The following is a 16667-nucleotide window of genomic DNA, read 5'->3' as shown; positions in this document are numbered from 1 at the left end:
GTTAAGCCAGACACGCAGAATGCTCCTCCAACAATTCACGAATGACCGGCGCCAGATCACTGGCTGCCAGGCCTCTACCTTTGACGCCGAGGCGCTCTCCTGCACAGGCGTGCAGCCATACCCCCAGGCCAGCCGCGCTCCAGGCATCCAGCCCTTGGGCCAGCAACGCCGCCAGCACGCCGGTCAGCACGTCGCCCAGCCCTGCACCGGCCATCGCCGGATGCCCCCGATTGCACAGCGCCAGCTGGCCGGCGGGGTCGGCCACCAGGGTGCCAGCGCCCTTGAGCACGCAGACGCTGGCATAGCGGCGTGCCAGCTTGCGCGCCGCCCCCGGGCGATCGGCCTGGACGGCCTCGGTGGAGATGCCCAACAACCGCGCCGCCTCCCCCGGGTGCGGGGTGAGGATGCTGCCGCTGGGTAGCGCCAGTGGCGTGCGAGCCAGCAGGTTCAGGGCGTCGGCATCCCACACCTGCGGCCGCTCGGCGTTGGCCACCGCTGACAGCAGGCTGCGACCCCAGGCAGCCTGACCCAGCCCGGGGCCCACCACCAGCACCGAGGCACGCTCCAGCACACCCATCAACTGATTGGCCGACTCGACCCCCAGGCACATGGCTTCCGGCATGCGCGCCAGCCCGGCCATGACGTGCTCCGGGCGCGTCGCCACGCTGACCAGCCCGGCACCGCAGCGCAGCGCAGCCTCGGCACTGAGCAGCACCGCACCGCCGGTGCCCAGGTCGCCACCGACGACCAGCACATGGCCGAAGTCGCCTTTATGGGCATGCGCATGCCGTGCCGGCAGGCGTGCAACGGTCACGCTGCTGAGCAGTTGCGGGGCGTTGCTGGGATGTTTGGTCTGCGGCATGGGGTCAAAGGCTCCAATGTCTGGCAGAATTATACGCACCTGAGCCCGTATTGCCTGCCCATCCATGTCCGCCTGTACGCCTGACCTCGCCCAACTGGCCCAATCCATCAAGATCTGGGGCCAAGAACTCGGTTTTGCCCACGTCGGCATCGCCGGTGTCGACCTTGGCGAACACGAACAGCACCTGCAGCGCTGGCTCGACGCCGGCTACCAGGGCGAAATGGAGTACCTCGGCGCCCATGGCAGCAAGCGCTCCCACCCCGACCAGCTGATACCCGGCACGGTGCGCGTGGTGTCGCTGCGCATGGACTACCTGCCCGGCGACACGCAGATGGCGCAACGCCTGGCCCAGCCGGAAAAGGCCTACGTGTCGCGCTACGCCCTGGGCCGCGATTACCACAAGCTGGTGCGCAAGCGCGTGCAGTTCCTGGCGGACCGCATCCAGGAAGCAATCGGCCCGTTCGGCTACCGCGCCTTCGTCGACAGCGCCCCGGTGCTGGAGAAGGCCCTGGCCGAGCAAGCCGGGCTGGGCTGGATCGGCAAGAACACCCTGCTGCTCAACCGCAAGGCCGGCAGCTACTTCTTCCTGGCCGAGCTGTTTGTAGATTTGCCGCTGCCGGTGGACGAGGCGCATACCAGTGAACATTGCGGGCGCTGTCAGGCGTGCCTGGACATCTGCCCGACCCAGGCCTTCGTTGGCCCTTATGTGCTGGATGCGCGGCGCTGCATCTCCTACCTGACCATCGAGTTGCGCGGGCCGATTCCGGTGGATTTGCGTTCGATGATGGGTAATCGCGTGTTTGGCTGCGATGACTGCCAGATCGTCTGCCCCTGGAACCGCTTTGCCAATCACAGCAAGGAGCAGGACTTCCAGCCACGGCATGGGCTGGAGAATGCCGAGCTGGCTGAAATGTTCCTGTGGGACGAGCGCACCTTCCTGCGCAAGACCGAAGGCGGGCCATTGCGGCGGGCGGGCTATGAGCGGTTCTTGCGCAACCTGGCGGTGGGCCTGGGTAATGCGCCTTCGACGATACCGGTGATCGAGGCGTTGAAGGCCCGACGGGAGGATGAGTCGGAACTGGTGCGCGAGCATGTGGAATGGGCGCTGGCCCGGCATGGTCTAGTTTAGATCGCGCTGTTGCTGACAAGTGTTTGCCAGGAGTCTTGCAGCGCCTGTGAGATCGAGCGCCGCCCGCGCGGCGCATCGCGGGCAAGCCCGCTCCCACATCTGTTTCGGGCCAGTCTCTCCTGTTGGCGGCACAGGAGTAACTGGCCCGAAACAGATGTGGGAGCGGGCTTGCCCGCGATGCGCCGCGCGGGCGGCGCTCGATCTCAAAACCAGCACAGAGCTAAAGGCGAGCCCCCCTCACTGCTGGTCGTTGTAGTGAAACTTGGGCATTTCCCAGTGGAAACGGATCGCCAGCAAACGCACCAGGAAGCCACCGAACAAGGTCAGCAGCATCGCCTGCTCCGCCGGTAGCTTGAAGTACACGCAGCCCAGATAGAACCAGGCCGCCGCGAACGACACGCTGGCATACAGCTCGCGACGGAACACCAACGGGATGTCGTTACAGAAGATATCCCGCAGGATCCCGCCAAACACCCCGGTAATCACCCCGCTGATCGATGCCACAAGCATGCCCTGCCCCATCTCCAGCGCGGTCATGCAGCCAATCAGGGTAAAGGCCACCAGACCCAGGGCATCCAGCACCAGGAACAACGAACGCAAACGGCGCATCATCGGCGCGATGAAAATCGTCAGCAGCGCGGCGCAGCTGGTCAGCACCAGGTATTCCGGGTGTTTCACCCAGGTCAGCGGGTAATGCCCCAGCAGCACGTCGCGTACCGAGCCGCCCCCCAGGGCGGTCACGCAGGCGATCAGCACCACGCCAAACCAGTCCATGCCGCGGCGGCCGGCGGACAGGGCACCGGTCATGGCTTCGGCGGTGATGGCGATCAGGTAGAGCATCAACAACATGGCGCGGGTCCGTGCAGGAAAGCCGCGCAGTCTAACCAGTTGCCCGAGGCACCAAAAGAGGGCGCGAGCACATTAGCTGCGCCCTTTCGGCTCATACCTTGATGAAATGCTCGCGGTAGTGCCGCAGTTCGGCGATCGACTCGCGAATATCGTCCAGCGCCAGGTGGGTGCTGCCCTTCTTGAAGCTGTCACGCACATCCGGTGCCCAGCGCGCGGCCAGTTCCTTCAGGGTGGAGACATCGAGGTTGCGATAGTGGAAGTAGTTTTCCAGGCCGCGCATGTGGCGGTAGAGGAAACGGCGATCCTGGCAGATGCTGTTGCCGCAGATCGGCGACTTGCCTTTCGGCACCCATTGCTCGAGGAAGGCGATGGTCTGCGCTTCGGCTTCAGCCATGCTGATCTTGCTGTCACGCACGCGCTGGGTCAGGCCCGAGGCGCCATGGGTGCGGGTGTTCCACTCGTCCATGCGCGCCAGCACTTCGTCACTGTGGTGGATGGCGATCACCGGGCCTTCGGCCAGGGTGTTGAGCTCGCTGTCGGTGACGATGGTGGCCATCTCGATGATGACGTCGTGGTCCGGATCCAGGCCGGTCATTTCCAGATCGATCCAGATCAGGTTCTGTGGGTTGTGCATGAAAGGGCTCCTCGTATAGGCCGTCATATTAGCCTAGCGACGCCGGCCTGCGCATGCGCGGTGCAAAGGTAACCAGAATGGTCCGTGAGCGGGCGTGCTAAACTGCCTGCCGTTTTCAACTTGCCCCACCTTGGAAGGTCCATGGCCAAACGCCAGCTCAATCGTCGCCAGAACTGGCGTATCGAAAAAATCCAGAACGAACGCGCTGCTCGCGCCGCCAAACGCGAGCAGCACGTGCTGCAAGAGCTGGAGGGTGGCGACCTGGGCCCGGAACAATTGGGCCTGGTCATTGCCCATTTCGGTGTGCAGGTCGAGGTGGAAGCCCAGGATGGCGAAGTCGCCGGCCAGGTATTCCGCTGCCACCTGCGGGCCAACCTGCCGGCGCTGGTCACTGGCGACCGCGTGGTCTGGCGCGCCGGCAACCAGGGCATCGGCGTGATCGTCGCGCAGATGCCGCGCAGCACCGAACTGTGCCGGCCGAACAACCACGGCCAGCTCAAGCCGGTCGCAGCCAACGTCGACCTGATCGTGATCGTCTTCGCCCCGGCGCCAGAGCCGCACCCGAACCTGATCGACCGTTACCTGGTGGCCGCCGAGCACGCCGGTATCCGCCCATTGCTGCTGCTGAACAAGGCCGACCTGATCGACGAAGAAAACGGTCCGGGCCTGCACGCGCTGCTCGAAGTCTACCGCGAGCTGGGCTACCCGCTGCTGGAAGTCTCCGCGCACCACGGCGACGGCATGCAGCGCCTGCAGCAGATGCTCGACGGGCACATCAGCGTGTTCGTCGGCCAGTCGGGCGTGGGTAAGTCGTCGCTGGTCAACAGCCTGCTGCCAGATGCCGGCACCCGCGTCGGCGACCTGTCCGAATGGTCTGGCCAGGGCCAGCACACCACCACCACGGCGCGCCTGTATCACTTCCCCAACGGCGGCGATTTGATCGACTCGCCGGGTATCCGTGAATTCGGCCTCGGCCATGTCAGCCGCGACGACGTGGAAGATGGCTTCATCGAATTCCGCGACTTGTTCGGCACCTGCCGCTTCCGCGACTGCAAGCATGATCGCGAACCAGGATGCGCACTGCTCAAGGCCCTCGAAGAGGGGCGTATCAAGCCGCAGCGGATGAACAGCTACCGCTCGATCATCGCCAGCCTGCCGGAAGACAGCTACTGATCTGTAGGAAATATTACCGGGGCGCGTAGGACGCCTCCGGTTTTCCTGCCATCTATTGCCCTGACCGTTGCTTTCCCGGAAGGTCGTGACTTCTATCAGGGAGGGCAACCGCGATGCCGGTTTTGATCAGTTACCGCCACGAAGAGCGGCTTGACGCCTTCATCCTCAACGAACGCCTGCTGCTCGAAGGCATCACCGCGCAGCTGGTGGAGTTCGGTGGCAATGGGCAGACCCGCGAAGACGCTCATGGCAGCGCTTGCCAACACATCAACGACGCAACCCACTGGATTGGCCTGCTACCCGCAGAAGCAGGCGATGACTGGTGGACTGCCGGGCTGCTGGAAGCTGCGGTAACAGCCAATCGACGGGTGAGTTTCTATCGCGGAGGGGGCTGTGAGCTACCCGAGCACTTCGGCAGGTGGCCGGTGATGCGCGAGCGCGCGCATATCGATCTGTTCGTGCGGGCGTATCACGATGAGTGCACGTTTCAGCGGGCGATGACTCTGCCGGCGGAGCCTGGGTCGGGTGTCGACCAGGACAATGCAGATTTCTTTCACGCCGATCTCAAGTCCAAGATCAGGCGGGGGTTTTGAGGAAACTGAGGGCGCTTTGCGCCCCCAGGGTCACTGATCCTTCTGCTCATCCATCTTCAAGGTCCCATCCTCGAAGATATTCAGCTTCTGGCGCAGTTCACGCGGTTGCATCGGAGCAGCATCCCCTGCCGCCGGCGCTGCCGGGGCCGCGGCCCCAGGCGCTGCACCTGTTGGCGGAGCCGGTTGGGCTGGCGCCTCGGGTGCACCCTGCTCACCCTCGATGTTGCGCTGCGCCTTCTTGGTCAGGACGATGATGTCGATACGGCGGTTGACCGGGTTGAACGGGTCCTTGCGGTCGAACAGCGACGACGAGGCATAACCCACCACCCGTGCCACCTGGCCATCCGGATAGCCACCGGCAACCAAGGCACGACGCGCGGCGTTGGCGCGGTTGGCCGACAGCTCCCAGTTGCCGAAATCGCCAGTGCCAGCGTACGGCTTGGCATCGGTGTGGCCACTGATACTGATCTTGTTCGGCACCGCCTTGATGGTGTCGGCCATGGCCAGCAGGATGTCTTCGAAATACGGCTGCAGGCGCGCACTGCCGATGTCGAACATCGGCCGGTTCTCGGCATCCATGATCTGGATGCGCAGGCCGTCCTGGGTAATTTCGAACAGGATCTGGTCCTTGAACTTCTGCAGCTGCGGGTTTTCCTCGACTTTGTTCTGCAACTCCTGCAGCAGCAGCTCGAGGCGCTCGCGCTCGACCTGTTCGGCCATGGTCTCGACCTGGTCCTTGTCCAGCTGGATGCTGGTGTCAGGTGTAGGCTCGGACTTCTGCTCCGGGTTGATGGTCTTTTCCGGCGCCAACTGCGGCGAACCACCCAGGTCGATGATGTAAGGCGTGCCACTCTCGGAAAAACCGATCGGGTCCTTGAAGTAGCCGGCAATGGCGATCTTCTGTTCAGGCGTGGCCGTGGACAACAGCCACAGCACCAGGAAGAACGCCATCATCGCCGTGGCGAAGTCGGCGAAGGCGATCTTCCAGGCGCCACCATGGTGCCCGCCACCGAAGCGCTTGACGCGCTTGATGATTATCGGCTGATTGTTCTCCATGACTCAGCGACCGCGAACCGCTTGTTCCAGCTCGGCAAAGCTTGGGCGATGCTTCGGATACAGCACCTTGCGCCCGAACTCCACGGCCAGCGAAGGCGGCATACCGGAAGCCGAGGCCACCAGCGAGGCCTTGATCGACTCATAGAGGTTGAGCTCTTCCTTGGCATCGTGCTCCAGGCACTTGGCCAGCGGGCCGAAGAAGCCATAGGCCGCGAGAATACCGAAGAAGGTACCGACCAGCGCCGCACCGACGTGCATGCCGATGGCCTTCTGATCGCCGTCTCCGAGCGATGCCATGGTCACCACGATACCCAATACCGCCGCGACGATACCAAAGCCCGGCATGCCGTCGGCGATGCCGGTGACCGCGTGCGACGGATGCTCGAGCTCTTCCTTCATGCTCAGCAGCTCCATGTCGAACAGGCCTTCGAGCTCATGGGGTGCCATGTTGCCGGTGGACATGATGCGCAGGTAGTCACAGATGAACGCTGTCATGCGCTCGTCGCCCAGCACCGCCGGGTACTTGGCGAAAATCGGGCTGGCTGCGGCGTCTTCGATATCGCTCTCGATCGCCATCATGCCTTCGCGACGGCTCTTGTTGAGGATTTCGTACACCAGGCCCAGAACTTCCAGATAGAAAGCATGGGAGAAGCGCGAGCCGAACATCTTCATCGACTTCTTGATTACATGCATGGTCATGTAACCAGGGTTGGCCTGCATGAAGGCGCCAAAGGCTGCACCGCCGATGATCAGCACTTCGAACGGCTGGATCAGCGCCGCGATCTTGCCGTGGGAGAGTACATATCCGCCGAGCACGCTCGCGAATACGACGATGATGCCGATAATTTTAGCCATAGGATCAAAGCACTTGCTGTCGTGGTCAGGGAGTGGGACGGGAGCTTTAAAACTCTTCTTCTACTTATCGGCAGAACTGCGCCAGACTATAGCCACTAAAAGCGAAAAGCCAGTTCGGACTGATGTCAAAATGCCAATGGAATCCAAGGTGCCCACTCAGAATCCGCGTACTGTAGAAGCCTGGGTCAAGCTGCTCGACGGTGTTCGTGTACCGGTCCCGAAGCAGAGTTACGACCGAGTCATGAGCGCGATCAACGACAGTCGACGCTCGTTGCGCGAAATCGCCGAACTGATGCAGGACAGCCCCGCCCTGGTGTTGTCGGTGATGCGCGAGGCCAACCACCCCGCCAACGCCAGCCAGGCCGAGCCCGCCGAAAGCCTGGAAGTCGCCCTCAACCGCCTGGGCCTGGCACGCAGCAGGGAACTGCTGATGCGCCTGCCGGCCTTGCCGGAAGACGACATCCCGCCGGTGCTGCGCCAATTCCTGTTGATCAGCCAGCACGCCGCGCAACAGGCCAGCGGCCTGTTCGCCAGCCGCCTGGCGCGCCTGTGGCAGGAGATCCACTGGGGCAGCCTGCTGTTCCTCGCCCCCCTGTGGCCGCTGGCCCAGGCCCAGCCCAAGCTGCTGGACGCCTGGGAGCTGCGGGTTATCCACAAGGGTGAAACTGCCGCCGACGTGGAACAGGAACTGTTCGGTGTGCGCATTTTCGCCTTGTGCCAAGCGATGGCCGAGCACTGGCGCCTGCCCAAATGGGTTACCCAAGGCTATCGGCTGCTGCTCGAAGAGCGCGACCAGTTGGCGCTGGTACTGAGCATCGCCCGCGAAGAATACCTGCTCATCCAGCAACATCGCCTGGACGAAGCACCTGGCTTGCGCCGCTGGTTCAACGAACCGGCCAATACCGTGCTATTGGCCAACAACCTGGCCCTGGCGGCGCAGGTGGGCTGGGACAACCCACACTTGTTGCGTTGGCAGCTGCTGACAGCGCTCTACCTGCAAACTTCACTGGAAGACGTGCAGCAGCAGGTGCACCAACAAGCTGCCGCCAGCGCTCGGCGTCACGCCCGCCATGCCCTGTTCCACCCCGCCGAGGCGCTGATCTGGCCTTGGGATCAGCGTCGCCCGCACCCGGACATGCTCACCCCGCCGCCGCCCTCCAGCGAGGCACTGAGCCGCTGGCGCAAGCTGTGCCAGGAACTGCTGACCCAACCCAGCCCGTTCACCAATGCCGTGCACCTGGCTACCCATGCGCGCGAAGCACTGGAAGCCTGCGGGATGCAGCGCATCATGCTGCTGAGTCTGGACAAGGCCGCCGATTACCTGCGTGTGCAACAGATCGCCGGCCTGCCCAAGGAAGCAGGTGGCATCGCCCTGGACATCGAGCAGAACAAGCTGCTGCAAAAGCTGATGAGCAAGGCCGGCCAACTGCGCCTGACGCCCGAGAATCACGCCCAGTTCTCGGCACTGCTGCCAGCGCCGCTGCGTGCGCTGTTCCATAGCGAACACCTGTTGCTGCGTTCGCTGGCCGTAGGCGATCAGGTGCTGATGCTGGCGGTGGCCGACCAGGGCGGCAAGCCTCTGGCCGATGTCAGCGTTCAGGCCTTCGGCAAGACTTCGCAATGTATCGAGCGTGCGCTGGCGGTGTTTGCCAACCGCGGCGCCTGAGCCTTGCGCTACAATCGCCCCTCTTTCCACTCTGGAGAACGTGGATGACTGACTTTTCCGGCCTGCCTTTGGTGATCGAAGCCGCAGACCTGCTGCCGCGCCTGGATTCACCCCAGCTGATCCTGGTCGACCTGAGCAGCGCCAACCGCTATGTCAGCGGGCACATCCCCGGCGCCCGCTTCGTCGAAGGCAAGCGCACCCAGCTCGGCCAACCGCCGGCGCCCGGCCTGCTGCCGGCCCTGGGCGACCTGGAAAAGCTGTTCAGCGAACTGGGCCACCGCGACGACGCCGTCTACGTGGTGTACGACGATGAAGGTGGCGGCTGGGCCGGGCGCTTCATCTGGCTGCTCGATGTCATCGGCCATACGCGCTACCACTACCTCAATGGCGGCATCCAGGCCTGGCCGGCGGACAAGCTCTCCACCGACGTGCCAACGCCGGGCAATACCCCCGTGCATCTGCAACTGCACAGCGAACCGACTGCCACCCGCGAATACCTGCAAAGCCGCCTGGGCGCCGATGACCTGGTTATCTGGGACGCCCGTGGCCCACAGGAATTCAACGGCGAGAAAGTCCTGGCCGCCAAGGCCGGGCACATTCCCGGCGCCGTCAATTTCGAATGGACTGCTGGCATGGACCTCAACGATCACCTGCGCATCCGCGCAGACATCGCTGAAGTGCTGCAGCAACTGGGCATCACGCCAGACAAGGAAGTGATCACCCACTGCCAGACCCACCGCCGCTCCGGTTTCACCTACCTGGTGGCCAAGTCCCTCGGCTACCCACGCATCAAGGCCTATGCCGGTTCGTGGAGCGAATGGGGCAACCACCCGGACACGCCTGTCGAAGTTTAAGGACATTCAACTCAATGAAATCCCGTCTGTTCATCCTCAGCCAATACCTGCTGCCGCACCACTTGCTGTCGCGCCTGGCTGGCTGCGTCGCCGAGTGCCGTGCGCGCTGGTTCAAGAACGCCTTCACCGCCTGGTTCGCCAAGCGTTACCAGGTGAACATGAACGAAGCGCTGGTCGAAGACCTGACCGCCTACGAGCACTTCAACGCCTTCTTCACCCGCGCCCTCAAGCCAGGTGCACGCCCGCTGGACGAAACCCCAGGCGCAATCCTCTGCCCGGCCGATGGTGCCGTAAGCCAGCTGGGCCCGATCGAACACGGTCGTATCTTCCAGGCCAAAGGCCACAGCTTCAGCGCGCTTGAGTTGCTTGGCGGTGATCCGGCACTGGCCGCGCCGTTCATGGGCGGCGAATTCGCCACCATCTACCTGTCGCCGAAGGATTACCACCGCGTGCACATGCCGCTGGCCGGCACCCTGCGCGAGATGGTCTACGTGCCGGGCCGCCTGTTCTCGGTCAACCAGACCACTGCCGAAAACGTTCCGGAACTGTTCGCCCGCAACGAGCGCGTGGTGTGCCTGTTCGATACCGAACGCGGGCCAATGGCCGTAGTGCTGGTCGGCGCCATGATCGTCGCTTCGATCGAGACCGTATGGGCAGGCCTGGTCACTCCGCCAAAGCGTGAGCTGAAGACCTTCCGTTACGACGAAGAAAGCCGTGCTCCAATTCACCTGGAAAAAGGCGCCGAACTGGGTCGCTTCAAGCTGGGTTCGACCGCCATCGTGCTGTTCGGGCCAGACCAAGTGAAATGGGCCCAGACCCTCGGCGCAGCTTCGGCTGTACGCATGGGCGAACTGCTGGCAACCCCTGCCCAGGCTTGATCCTGGCAATAAAAAAGGCCCTGCATGCGCATGCAGGGCCTTTTTTTAACGGCGGATCAGCCGCGGGCGTCGCGGTCGCGCAGGCCCAGCAGGTACAGCACGCCATCCAGCCCCAGGGTGGAAATCGCCTGCTTGGCCGACTGGCGCACCAATGGCTTGGCGCGGAAGGCCACGCCCAGGCCGGCCAGCGACAGCATCGGCAGGTCATTGGCACCATCACCCACGGCGATGGTCTGCTCCAACTGCAGGCCTTCCTCGCTGGCCAGCTGTTGCAGCAGGTCAGCCTTGCGCTGGGCATCGACGATCGGCTCCACGGCCACGCCGGTTACCTTGCCATCGACCACTTCCAGTTCGTTGGCGAACACGTAATCGATACCCAGGCGCGCTTGCACCTGCTTGGCGAAGTACGAGAAACCACCGGACAGGATCGCCGTCTTGTAGCCCAGGCGCTTGAGCTCGGCGAACAGGTTTTCGGCACCTTCGGTCAGGCGCAGGGAAGCACCGATCTCGTCGAGTACGCCGACATCCAGGCCCTTGAGCAGCGCCATGCGCTCCTTGAAGCTGGCGCGGAAGTCCAGCTCGCCGCGCATGGCCCGCTCGGTGATCGCGGCAACCTGCTCGCCCACGCCGGCGGCCTTGGCCAGTTCGTCGATGACTTCCGCCTCGATCAGTGTCGAGTCCATGTCGAATACCGCCAGGCGGCGGTTGCGGCGGAACAGGTCGTCCTTCTGGAACGCGATGTCGATGTTCAGCTCTTCGGACAACGCGAAGAAGTCAGCACGCAATGCCTGGGCGTCGCTCGGCACGCCACGCACGGAAATTTCCAGCGCCGCCTTGCCCTTCTCGCTCGGAGCGCCCAGGGCAACCCGCGCCGACAGGCGCTCGATGCGTTCGATGGTCAGGCCATACTGGCTGATGACAGCGCTGACGCGCTGCAGTTGCTCGGGGGTGATCTTGCGGCTGAGCAGGGTCGCGATATGTCGCGCTTCGCCCTGGGCATCGGCCCAATGCTGGTAGTCGGCCTCGGAAATCGGCGTGTAGCGCGCTTGCAGGTTCAGCTCGTGGGCCTTGGACTGCACGCTCTGCAGCAGGCTGGTAGCCACTTCGTTATCCGGAATATCGACCAGGATGCCGAACGACAGGGTGCCGTGCATGACCGCCAGGCCGATGTCGAGGATGTTCACACCGCCCTGGAGCAGGACGCCGGTAATGGCGGCAGTGAGACCCGGGCGGTCCTCACCGGTGATGTTGATCAGAACGATTTCGCGCACAACCTGGCTCCGACTTCGATGAAAAATGCGCATTCTACCGATTTTCCATGACCATCGGGCGCCAACTCTACTTTGCCGACAAAACACTGCTCGCTATACTGCCCAACACTTTTATGCCATTAAGAGCCGCGCTCTGTGAACCGGCCCACGCCCGTCAAAACCGACAACTTCTTCATCATGATCTTCCGAGCCCTGCGCCAACGTCGCGTGCCTCTGGCATTGCGCATCGCCACCACCAACATTTTCCTGGTGGCGCTGGCGCTGGTGATCTATGCCTGCGTGATGGGCCTGCAGTTCAAGCAGGCCATGCACGAGCAGGCCGACGCCCTCGGCCAGAGCCTGACCACCCAGACCGCCACCTCGGCAACCGAGCTGCTGGTGTCCAACGACATCCTCAGCCTCAACGTGCTGCTAGGCAACCTGGTGAAGAACCCGCTGGTAGCCCATGCGGCCATCTACAGCGTGGATAACCGCATCCTCGCCGAGGCTGGCCAGCGCCCGCGCAACAGCCTGCTGGGTGAGGCCGAAGGCTTGTACCAGACCAAGATCACGTTCCAGGACGTGACTGCCGGTCAGTTGCGTATCAGCCTGGACATGAGCCAGTTCCAGCAGCCGATGCTGATCAGCCTGCAGAGCATGGGCATTCTCGCCGCCATCCTGCTGGCCCTGGCGCTGAGCTTGAGCCTGCGTCAAGGCCGCCACATCACCCTGCCGTTGCTGCAATTGCGGGTGTGGCTGCGTGACCCGCACCCTTACACCCCGGCCATCGACCGCCAGGACGAGATCGGCGACATCGCCCGCCAGCTGCACGCCCGCCTGGCACCGCCACCTCCGCCAGAGCCGGAACCGGATGAAGAAGAGTACGAGGACGAGTTCGACGAGCTGCGCGACGAAGTCCCGGCCAAGCCTGCACAGCGCGCCAAGGCCGTGGTCCAGGCGGACGAGGACGACGACGCTGCCTTCGCCGGGCTGCTGGACGACGAGGAGCAGCCAGCGGCCAAACCTGCCGTGGTCGAATCTGACGAGCCACAGAACACCGCCGTGCTGGCCGTTCAACTGGGCTCCCAGGAGCAACTGCGCCGCCTGCCGCGCACGCGCCTGACTGAGTTGCTGGAGCGCTACCGTGGCTGCCTGGAGCAGGCAGCATCGCTGTATGAAGGCGAGGTTCACACGCTCAATGATGGCAGCACCCTGGTGCTGTTCCACAGCCGCGACTGCGGCGAGGATTACCTGACCAACGCCATTTGCTGTGGCGAGCTGCTGCGAGCGCTGGGCCATGCCCTGCAGATCGAAGTGGCCGACAGCGGCATCACCCTGCAACTGCAACTGGGCCTGGCCCTGGGTGATGACCTGCAAGGGCTGGAGCAGGTCGACCTGCTGATGGCCGAGAAGGCCCAGGACGCACTGGCACTGTCGCAGCACAGCCGTAACCTGCTGCTGGTGGAGCGGCAGATCAGTGATGACGAACTGATCCGCAAACGTGCGCGCATTCGCCCGATTGCCAGCCCTGAAGGGGCTTGTTGTGTAGAGCGGTTGCTGGAGCCTTACCCGTCGATGCTGGAGCGCCAGCTGGCGCGGATGCACGAGCGCCGGGCCTGACTTCAGATCCAGGGGGTGCTTTGCGCCCCAGCAGTTCAAGCCACCCACAAAAAAGCCCGCGAGCATGCGGGCTTTTTTGTGTCTGGCTGTTGGATCAGAACCGATAGACTTCCATATCGGTACGAATCGGCGAAGCCATCGGGATCTTCGATTTCCCGGGTTCTTTCTTGACCTGGACCGGCGCTGCCTGCTTCTTCGGCGCCTCTTCAGCAACTGCTGGCTGATTGGCCAGCGGCTTGACCGCCGTGCTCAACTGTTCGGCCAGCTTCTGCAGCAACTGCCCCTGGGCCTGAACCTGGGACGACTCGCTGCCCTCGTGCGGCTGCTCGAGGTGAACGATACGGTTGTCACGCACATGGCCACGACGGTCGAGCAGGCGCCATTGCGCATCGAGAATCGCTGGCTGGTTCTTGCCCGAGTCCAGGCGAGTGATCGACAGCAGCACCTGCACGTCCGGGGTAAAACCCGTGCTGGCCGGAGCCAGCACCACGCGCTGGCTGTCCAGGCGCCAGGCCAGCTGACGCACCAGCAACTGATCGATGTCTGCCGACAGGCTACCGGCCCAACGACCGTCGGTCGCCGAACTCAGGCTGCCATCGGCCTGACGCTGCAAGAAGGTTTCGCGCTGCAGGTAATCGGCTACCGACACCGGACCGAGCACCACGGCCATGCCTGCACTCTGTGAAGGCTGGCCTGGATCACCGCTGTCGAGTTGGTACAGGGCAACCGGCTGATGCATGCTGCACCCGCTCAGCCCCAGCAAACCCGTCATCAACAGCGCAAATGGAAGGCGCAGGAATTTCATTCAACCCATCCAGGCGGTCGCCACCAGGCAAACCGCAGTGATACTGATAGAGATTCAATCGGGCACACGGCCACGCCGGCACCGCAGGGGCACTATCATCCGCGAAATATCGGCCCGACTCCAGCATTTCTGCCTGGAACGGCGCTGAAATTGCCGTTCCAGACATTTCGTCGGATTATGCCGGGCCTTCTACCTGCAGGCTGTCGACCCGCTGGAAGCCCCGGGGCAGCTTGCTGCCGCGTCGGCCACGTTCGCCCTTGTAGTGCTCCAGGTCGTCTGGCTTAAGAGACAGGGTACGCTTGCCGGCCTGCAATACAAGGGTTGCACCCTCGGCAATCACCGCCAGATCGGTGACAAATTCTTCACGACTGGCGACCCGATCACTGGGCACACCGATGATCTTGTTGCCCTTGCCTTTGCCCAGCTGTGGCAGGTCGGAAACCTTGAATACCAGCAGGCGACCTTCGGTGGTCACCGCCGCCAGCCAGTCCTGTTCACGGTCCGCCACCGGCCGCGGCGTGATGACTTTGGCGCCGTTAGGCAAGCTGAGGAGCCCTTTGCCGGCCTTGTTCTTGGCTTGCAGGTCTTCACCCTTGACCACGAAGCCGTAACCGGCGTCCGAAGCCACCACGTACAGCGCTTCATCGTCTGGCAACAGCACGCATTCGAACGTCGCCCCAGGTGGCGGCGTCAGGCGGCCGGTCAGCGGTTCGCCCTGCCCCCGCGCCGATGGCAGGGTATGCGCGGCCACCGAATAACTGCGCCCGGTGGAGTCGATCAGCACGGCAAACTGGTTGGAACGGCCCGCAGCAGCGGCCTTGAAGCCGTCGCCAGCCTTGTAGGACAGGCCGGTGGCGTCGATGTCGTGACCCTTGGCACAGCGCACCCAGCCTTTTTCCGACAACACCACGGTGACCGGTTCGGTCGGCATCAGCTCGTTTTCCGACAGGGCCTTGGCTTCGGCGCGCTCGACGATTGGCGAGCGGCGGTCGTCGCCATAGGTTTCGGCGTCCTTGATCAGTTCGCTGCGCACCAGCTTGCGCAGCTTGGCGTCGCTGCCCAGCAGGGCCTGCAGCTTGGCCTGTTCCTTGAGCAGCTCGTCCTGCTCGCCGCGAATCTTCATCTCTTCCAGGCGCGCCAGTTGACGCAGGCGAGTCTCGAGGATGTAGTCGGCCTGGATCTCGGTCAGCTGGAAGCGCTCGATCAGGGCCTGCTTGGGGTGCTCTTCGGTACGGATGATGTGGATCACTTCATCCAGGTTGAGGAACGCGGTGAGCAAGCCTTCCAACAGGTGCAGGCGCTTCTCGACCTTGTCCAGACGGTGCTGCAGGCGACGGCGAACGGTGTTGGTGCGGAACTCCAGCCACTCCAGCAGCAGCGCGCGCAGGTTCTTCAGCTGCGGGCGGCCGTCGAGGCCGATGATGTTGACGTTGACCCGGTAGCTGCTTTCCAGGTCGGTGGTGGCGAACAGGTGCTGCATCAGTTCATCGGCATCGACGCGGTTGGAACGCGGGATGATGACGATGCGGCATGGGTTCTCGTGGTCCGACTCGTCACGCAGGTCGGCGACCATCGGCAGCTTCTTGGCCTGCATCTGCGCGGCGATCTGCTCCAGCACCTTGGCCCCGGAGACCTGATGCGGCAGTGCGGTGACAACGATGTCGCCATCTTCGACGCGGTACACGGCGCGCATGCGGATCGAGCCGCGGCCGCTTTCGTAGATCTTCTGGATTTCGGCACGCGGGGTGATGATTTCGGCTTCGGTCGGGTAGTCCGGGCCCTGGATGTGTTCGCACAGCTGCTCGATGGTGGCCTTGGGCTCGTCGAGCAAGCGCACACAGGCGCTGGCCACTTCACGCAGGTTGTGTGGCGGCACGTCGGTGGCCATGCCCACGGCGATACCGGTGGTGCCGTTGAGCAGGATGTTAGGCAGGCGCGCCGGCAGTACTGCAGGCTCCTCCAGTGTGCCGTCGAAGTTTGGTACCCAGTCGACGGTGCCTTGGCCCACTTCGCTGAGCAGCACTTCCGAGTAACGCGATAGACGTGCCTCGGTATAACGCATGGCGGCGAACGACTTCGGATCGTCCGGTGCACCCCAGTTGCCTTGACCATCGACCAGTGTGTAGCGATAGCTGAACGGCTGCGCCATCAGCACCATGGCTTCATAGCAGGCCGAATCACCGTGGGGGTGGAACTTGCCAAGCACGTCGCCGACGGTACGGGCAGACTTCTTGTGCTTGGCGTCGGCATTGAGCCCCAACTCGCTCATGGCATAGACGATACGTCGCTGCACCGGCTTCAGGCCATCGCCGATGTGTGGCAAGGCCCGGTCCATGATCACGTACATGGAGTAGTTGAGGTAGGCCTGTTCGGTGAAGTCAGCCAGCGAGCGGCGTTCGACGCCATCCAGGCTGAGTTCCAGTGAGTCGCTCATGCGGGCCTC

At 63.5% G+C, this 16667-nt stretch carries 15 protein-coding genes; 7 read left to right on the top strand and 8 right to left on the bottom strand.

The annotated features are described in order from the left end of the window. Nucleotide 1: 1 nt before the first annotated feature. Nucleotides 2–862 (bottom strand): NAD(P)H-hydrate dehydratase, encoded by an 861-nt coding sequence (locus N430_RS04805; RefSeq protein ID WP_110633477.1) that lies wholly within the window; start codon nt 860–862, stop codon nt 2–4. 64 nt (nt 863–926) lie between these two features. Between N430_RS04805 and queG the strand changes: the two genes are divergently transcribed. Next, entirely contained in the window at nt 927–1991 is a 1065-nt protein-coding gene (queG, locus tag N430_RS04800) for a tRNA epoxyqueuosine(34) reductase QueG (RefSeq protein ID WP_110633474.1), read from the top strand. A gap of 237 nt (nt 1992–2228) precedes the next feature. Here the strand turns inward: queG and N430_RS04790 are convergent, their stop codons facing one another. Beyond that, the gene (locus N430_RS04790) at nt 2229–2840 is read right to left on the bottom strand and encodes a trimeric intracellular cation channel family protein (RefSeq protein WP_103445901.1); all 612 of its coding nucleotides are present in this window, start codon (nt 2838–2840) and stop codon (nt 2229–2231) included. A gap of 91 nt (nt 2841–2931) precedes the next feature. Next, nucleotides 2932–3474, bottom strand: a complete 543-nt coding sequence (gene orn / locus N430_RS04785; protein ID WP_110633471.1) for an oligoribonuclease — start codon at nt 3472–3474, stop codon at nt 2932–2934. Nucleotides 3475–3615: 141 nt separating this feature from the next. On the opposite strand from orn, the gene rsgA reads away from it, so the two are divergent. Beyond that, complete coding sequence (gene rsgA / locus N430_RS04780) at nt 3616–4647, top strand: small ribosomal subunit biogenesis GTPase RsgA (protein ID WP_110633468.1); 1032 nt, start codon at nt 3616–3618, stop codon at nt 4645–4647. A gap of 113 nt (nt 4648–4760) precedes the next feature. Beyond that, nucleotides 4761–5240 (top strand): molecular chaperone Tir, encoded by a 480-nt coding sequence (locus N430_RS04775; protein ID WP_110633465.1) that lies wholly within the window; start codon nt 4761–4763, stop codon nt 5238–5240. A gap of 30 nt (nt 5241–5270) precedes the next feature. Here the strand turns inward: N430_RS04775 and motB are convergent, their stop codons facing one another. After that, entirely contained in the window at nt 5271–6296 is a 1026-nt protein-coding gene (motB, locus tag N430_RS04770; protein ID WP_110633462.1) for a flagellar motor protein MotB, read from the bottom strand. 3 nt (nt 6297–6299) lie between these two features. Next, complete coding sequence (gene motA / locus N430_RS04765; protein WP_079229923.1) at nt 6300–7151, bottom strand: flagellar motor stator protein MotA; 852 nt, start codon at nt 7149–7151, stop codon at nt 6300–6302. Between the two features lie 130 nt (nt 7152–7281). On the opposite strand from motA, the gene N430_RS04760 reads away from it, so the two are divergent. Genes N430_RS04760 through asd form a run of 3 tightly spaced genes read left to right on the top strand, consistent with a single transcriptional unit; the run spans nt 7282 to nt 10549 of the window. Next, entirely contained in the window at nt 7282–8817 is a 1536-nt protein-coding gene (locus N430_RS04760) for an HDOD domain-containing protein (protein ID WP_110633459.1), read from the top strand. Nucleotides 8818–8861: 44 nt separating this feature from the next. Then, nucleotides 8862–9671 carry a rhodanese-like domain-containing protein gene (locus tag N430_RS04755; RefSeq protein ID WP_110633456.1) on the top strand — a complete coding sequence of 270 codons (810 nt, stop codon included), beginning with the start codon at nt 8862–8864 and terminating at the stop codon, nt 9669–9671. Nucleotides 9672–9685: 14 nt separating this feature from the next. Beyond that, a complete protein-coding gene (gene asd / locus N430_RS04750; protein ID WP_110633453.1) occupies nt 9686–10549 on the top strand; it encodes an archaetidylserine decarboxylase in 864 nt (287 codons plus the stop codon). Nucleotides 10550–10605: 56 nt separating this feature from the next. Here the strand turns inward: asd and serB are convergent, their stop codons facing one another. Then, nucleotides 10606–11820 (bottom strand): phosphoserine phosphatase SerB, encoded by a 1215-nt coding sequence (gene serB / locus N430_RS04745; RefSeq protein ID WP_110633450.1) that lies wholly within the window; start codon nt 11818–11820, stop codon nt 10606–10608. Between the two features lie 135 nt (nt 11821–11955). On the opposite strand from serB, the gene N430_RS04740 reads away from it, so the two are divergent. Next, entirely contained in the window at nt 11956–13419 is a 1464-nt protein-coding gene (locus N430_RS04740; RefSeq protein WP_110633447.1) for an AhpA/YtjB family protein, read from the top strand. Between the two features lie 94 nt (nt 13420–13513). Here the strand turns inward: N430_RS04740 and N430_RS04735 are convergent, their stop codons facing one another. After that, the gene (locus tag N430_RS04735; RefSeq protein ID WP_110633444.1) at nt 13514–14224 is read right to left on the bottom strand and encodes a membrane integrity-associated transporter subunit PqiC; all 711 of its coding nucleotides are present in this window, start codon (nt 14222–14224) and stop codon (nt 13514–13516) included. 175 nt (nt 14225–14399) lie between these two features. Continuing rightward, nucleotides 14400–16658 carry a DNA topoisomerase IV subunit A gene (gene parC, locus N430_RS04730; RefSeq protein ID WP_110633442.1) on the bottom strand — a complete coding sequence of 753 codons (2259 nt, stop codon included), beginning with the start codon at nt 16656–16658 and terminating at the stop codon, nt 14400–14402. Nucleotides 16659–16667: the final 9 nt, after the last annotated feature.

It is taken from the genome of Pseudomonas sp. CC120222-01a (assembly GCF_003097235.1).
Classification (GTDB): Bacteria; Pseudomonadota; Gammaproteobacteria; order Pseudomonadales; family Pseudomonadaceae; genus Aquipseudomonas.
The sequence above is the reverse complement of the archived record's forward strand: the minus strand, read 5'-3'. Positions and strand labels throughout refer to the sequence as shown.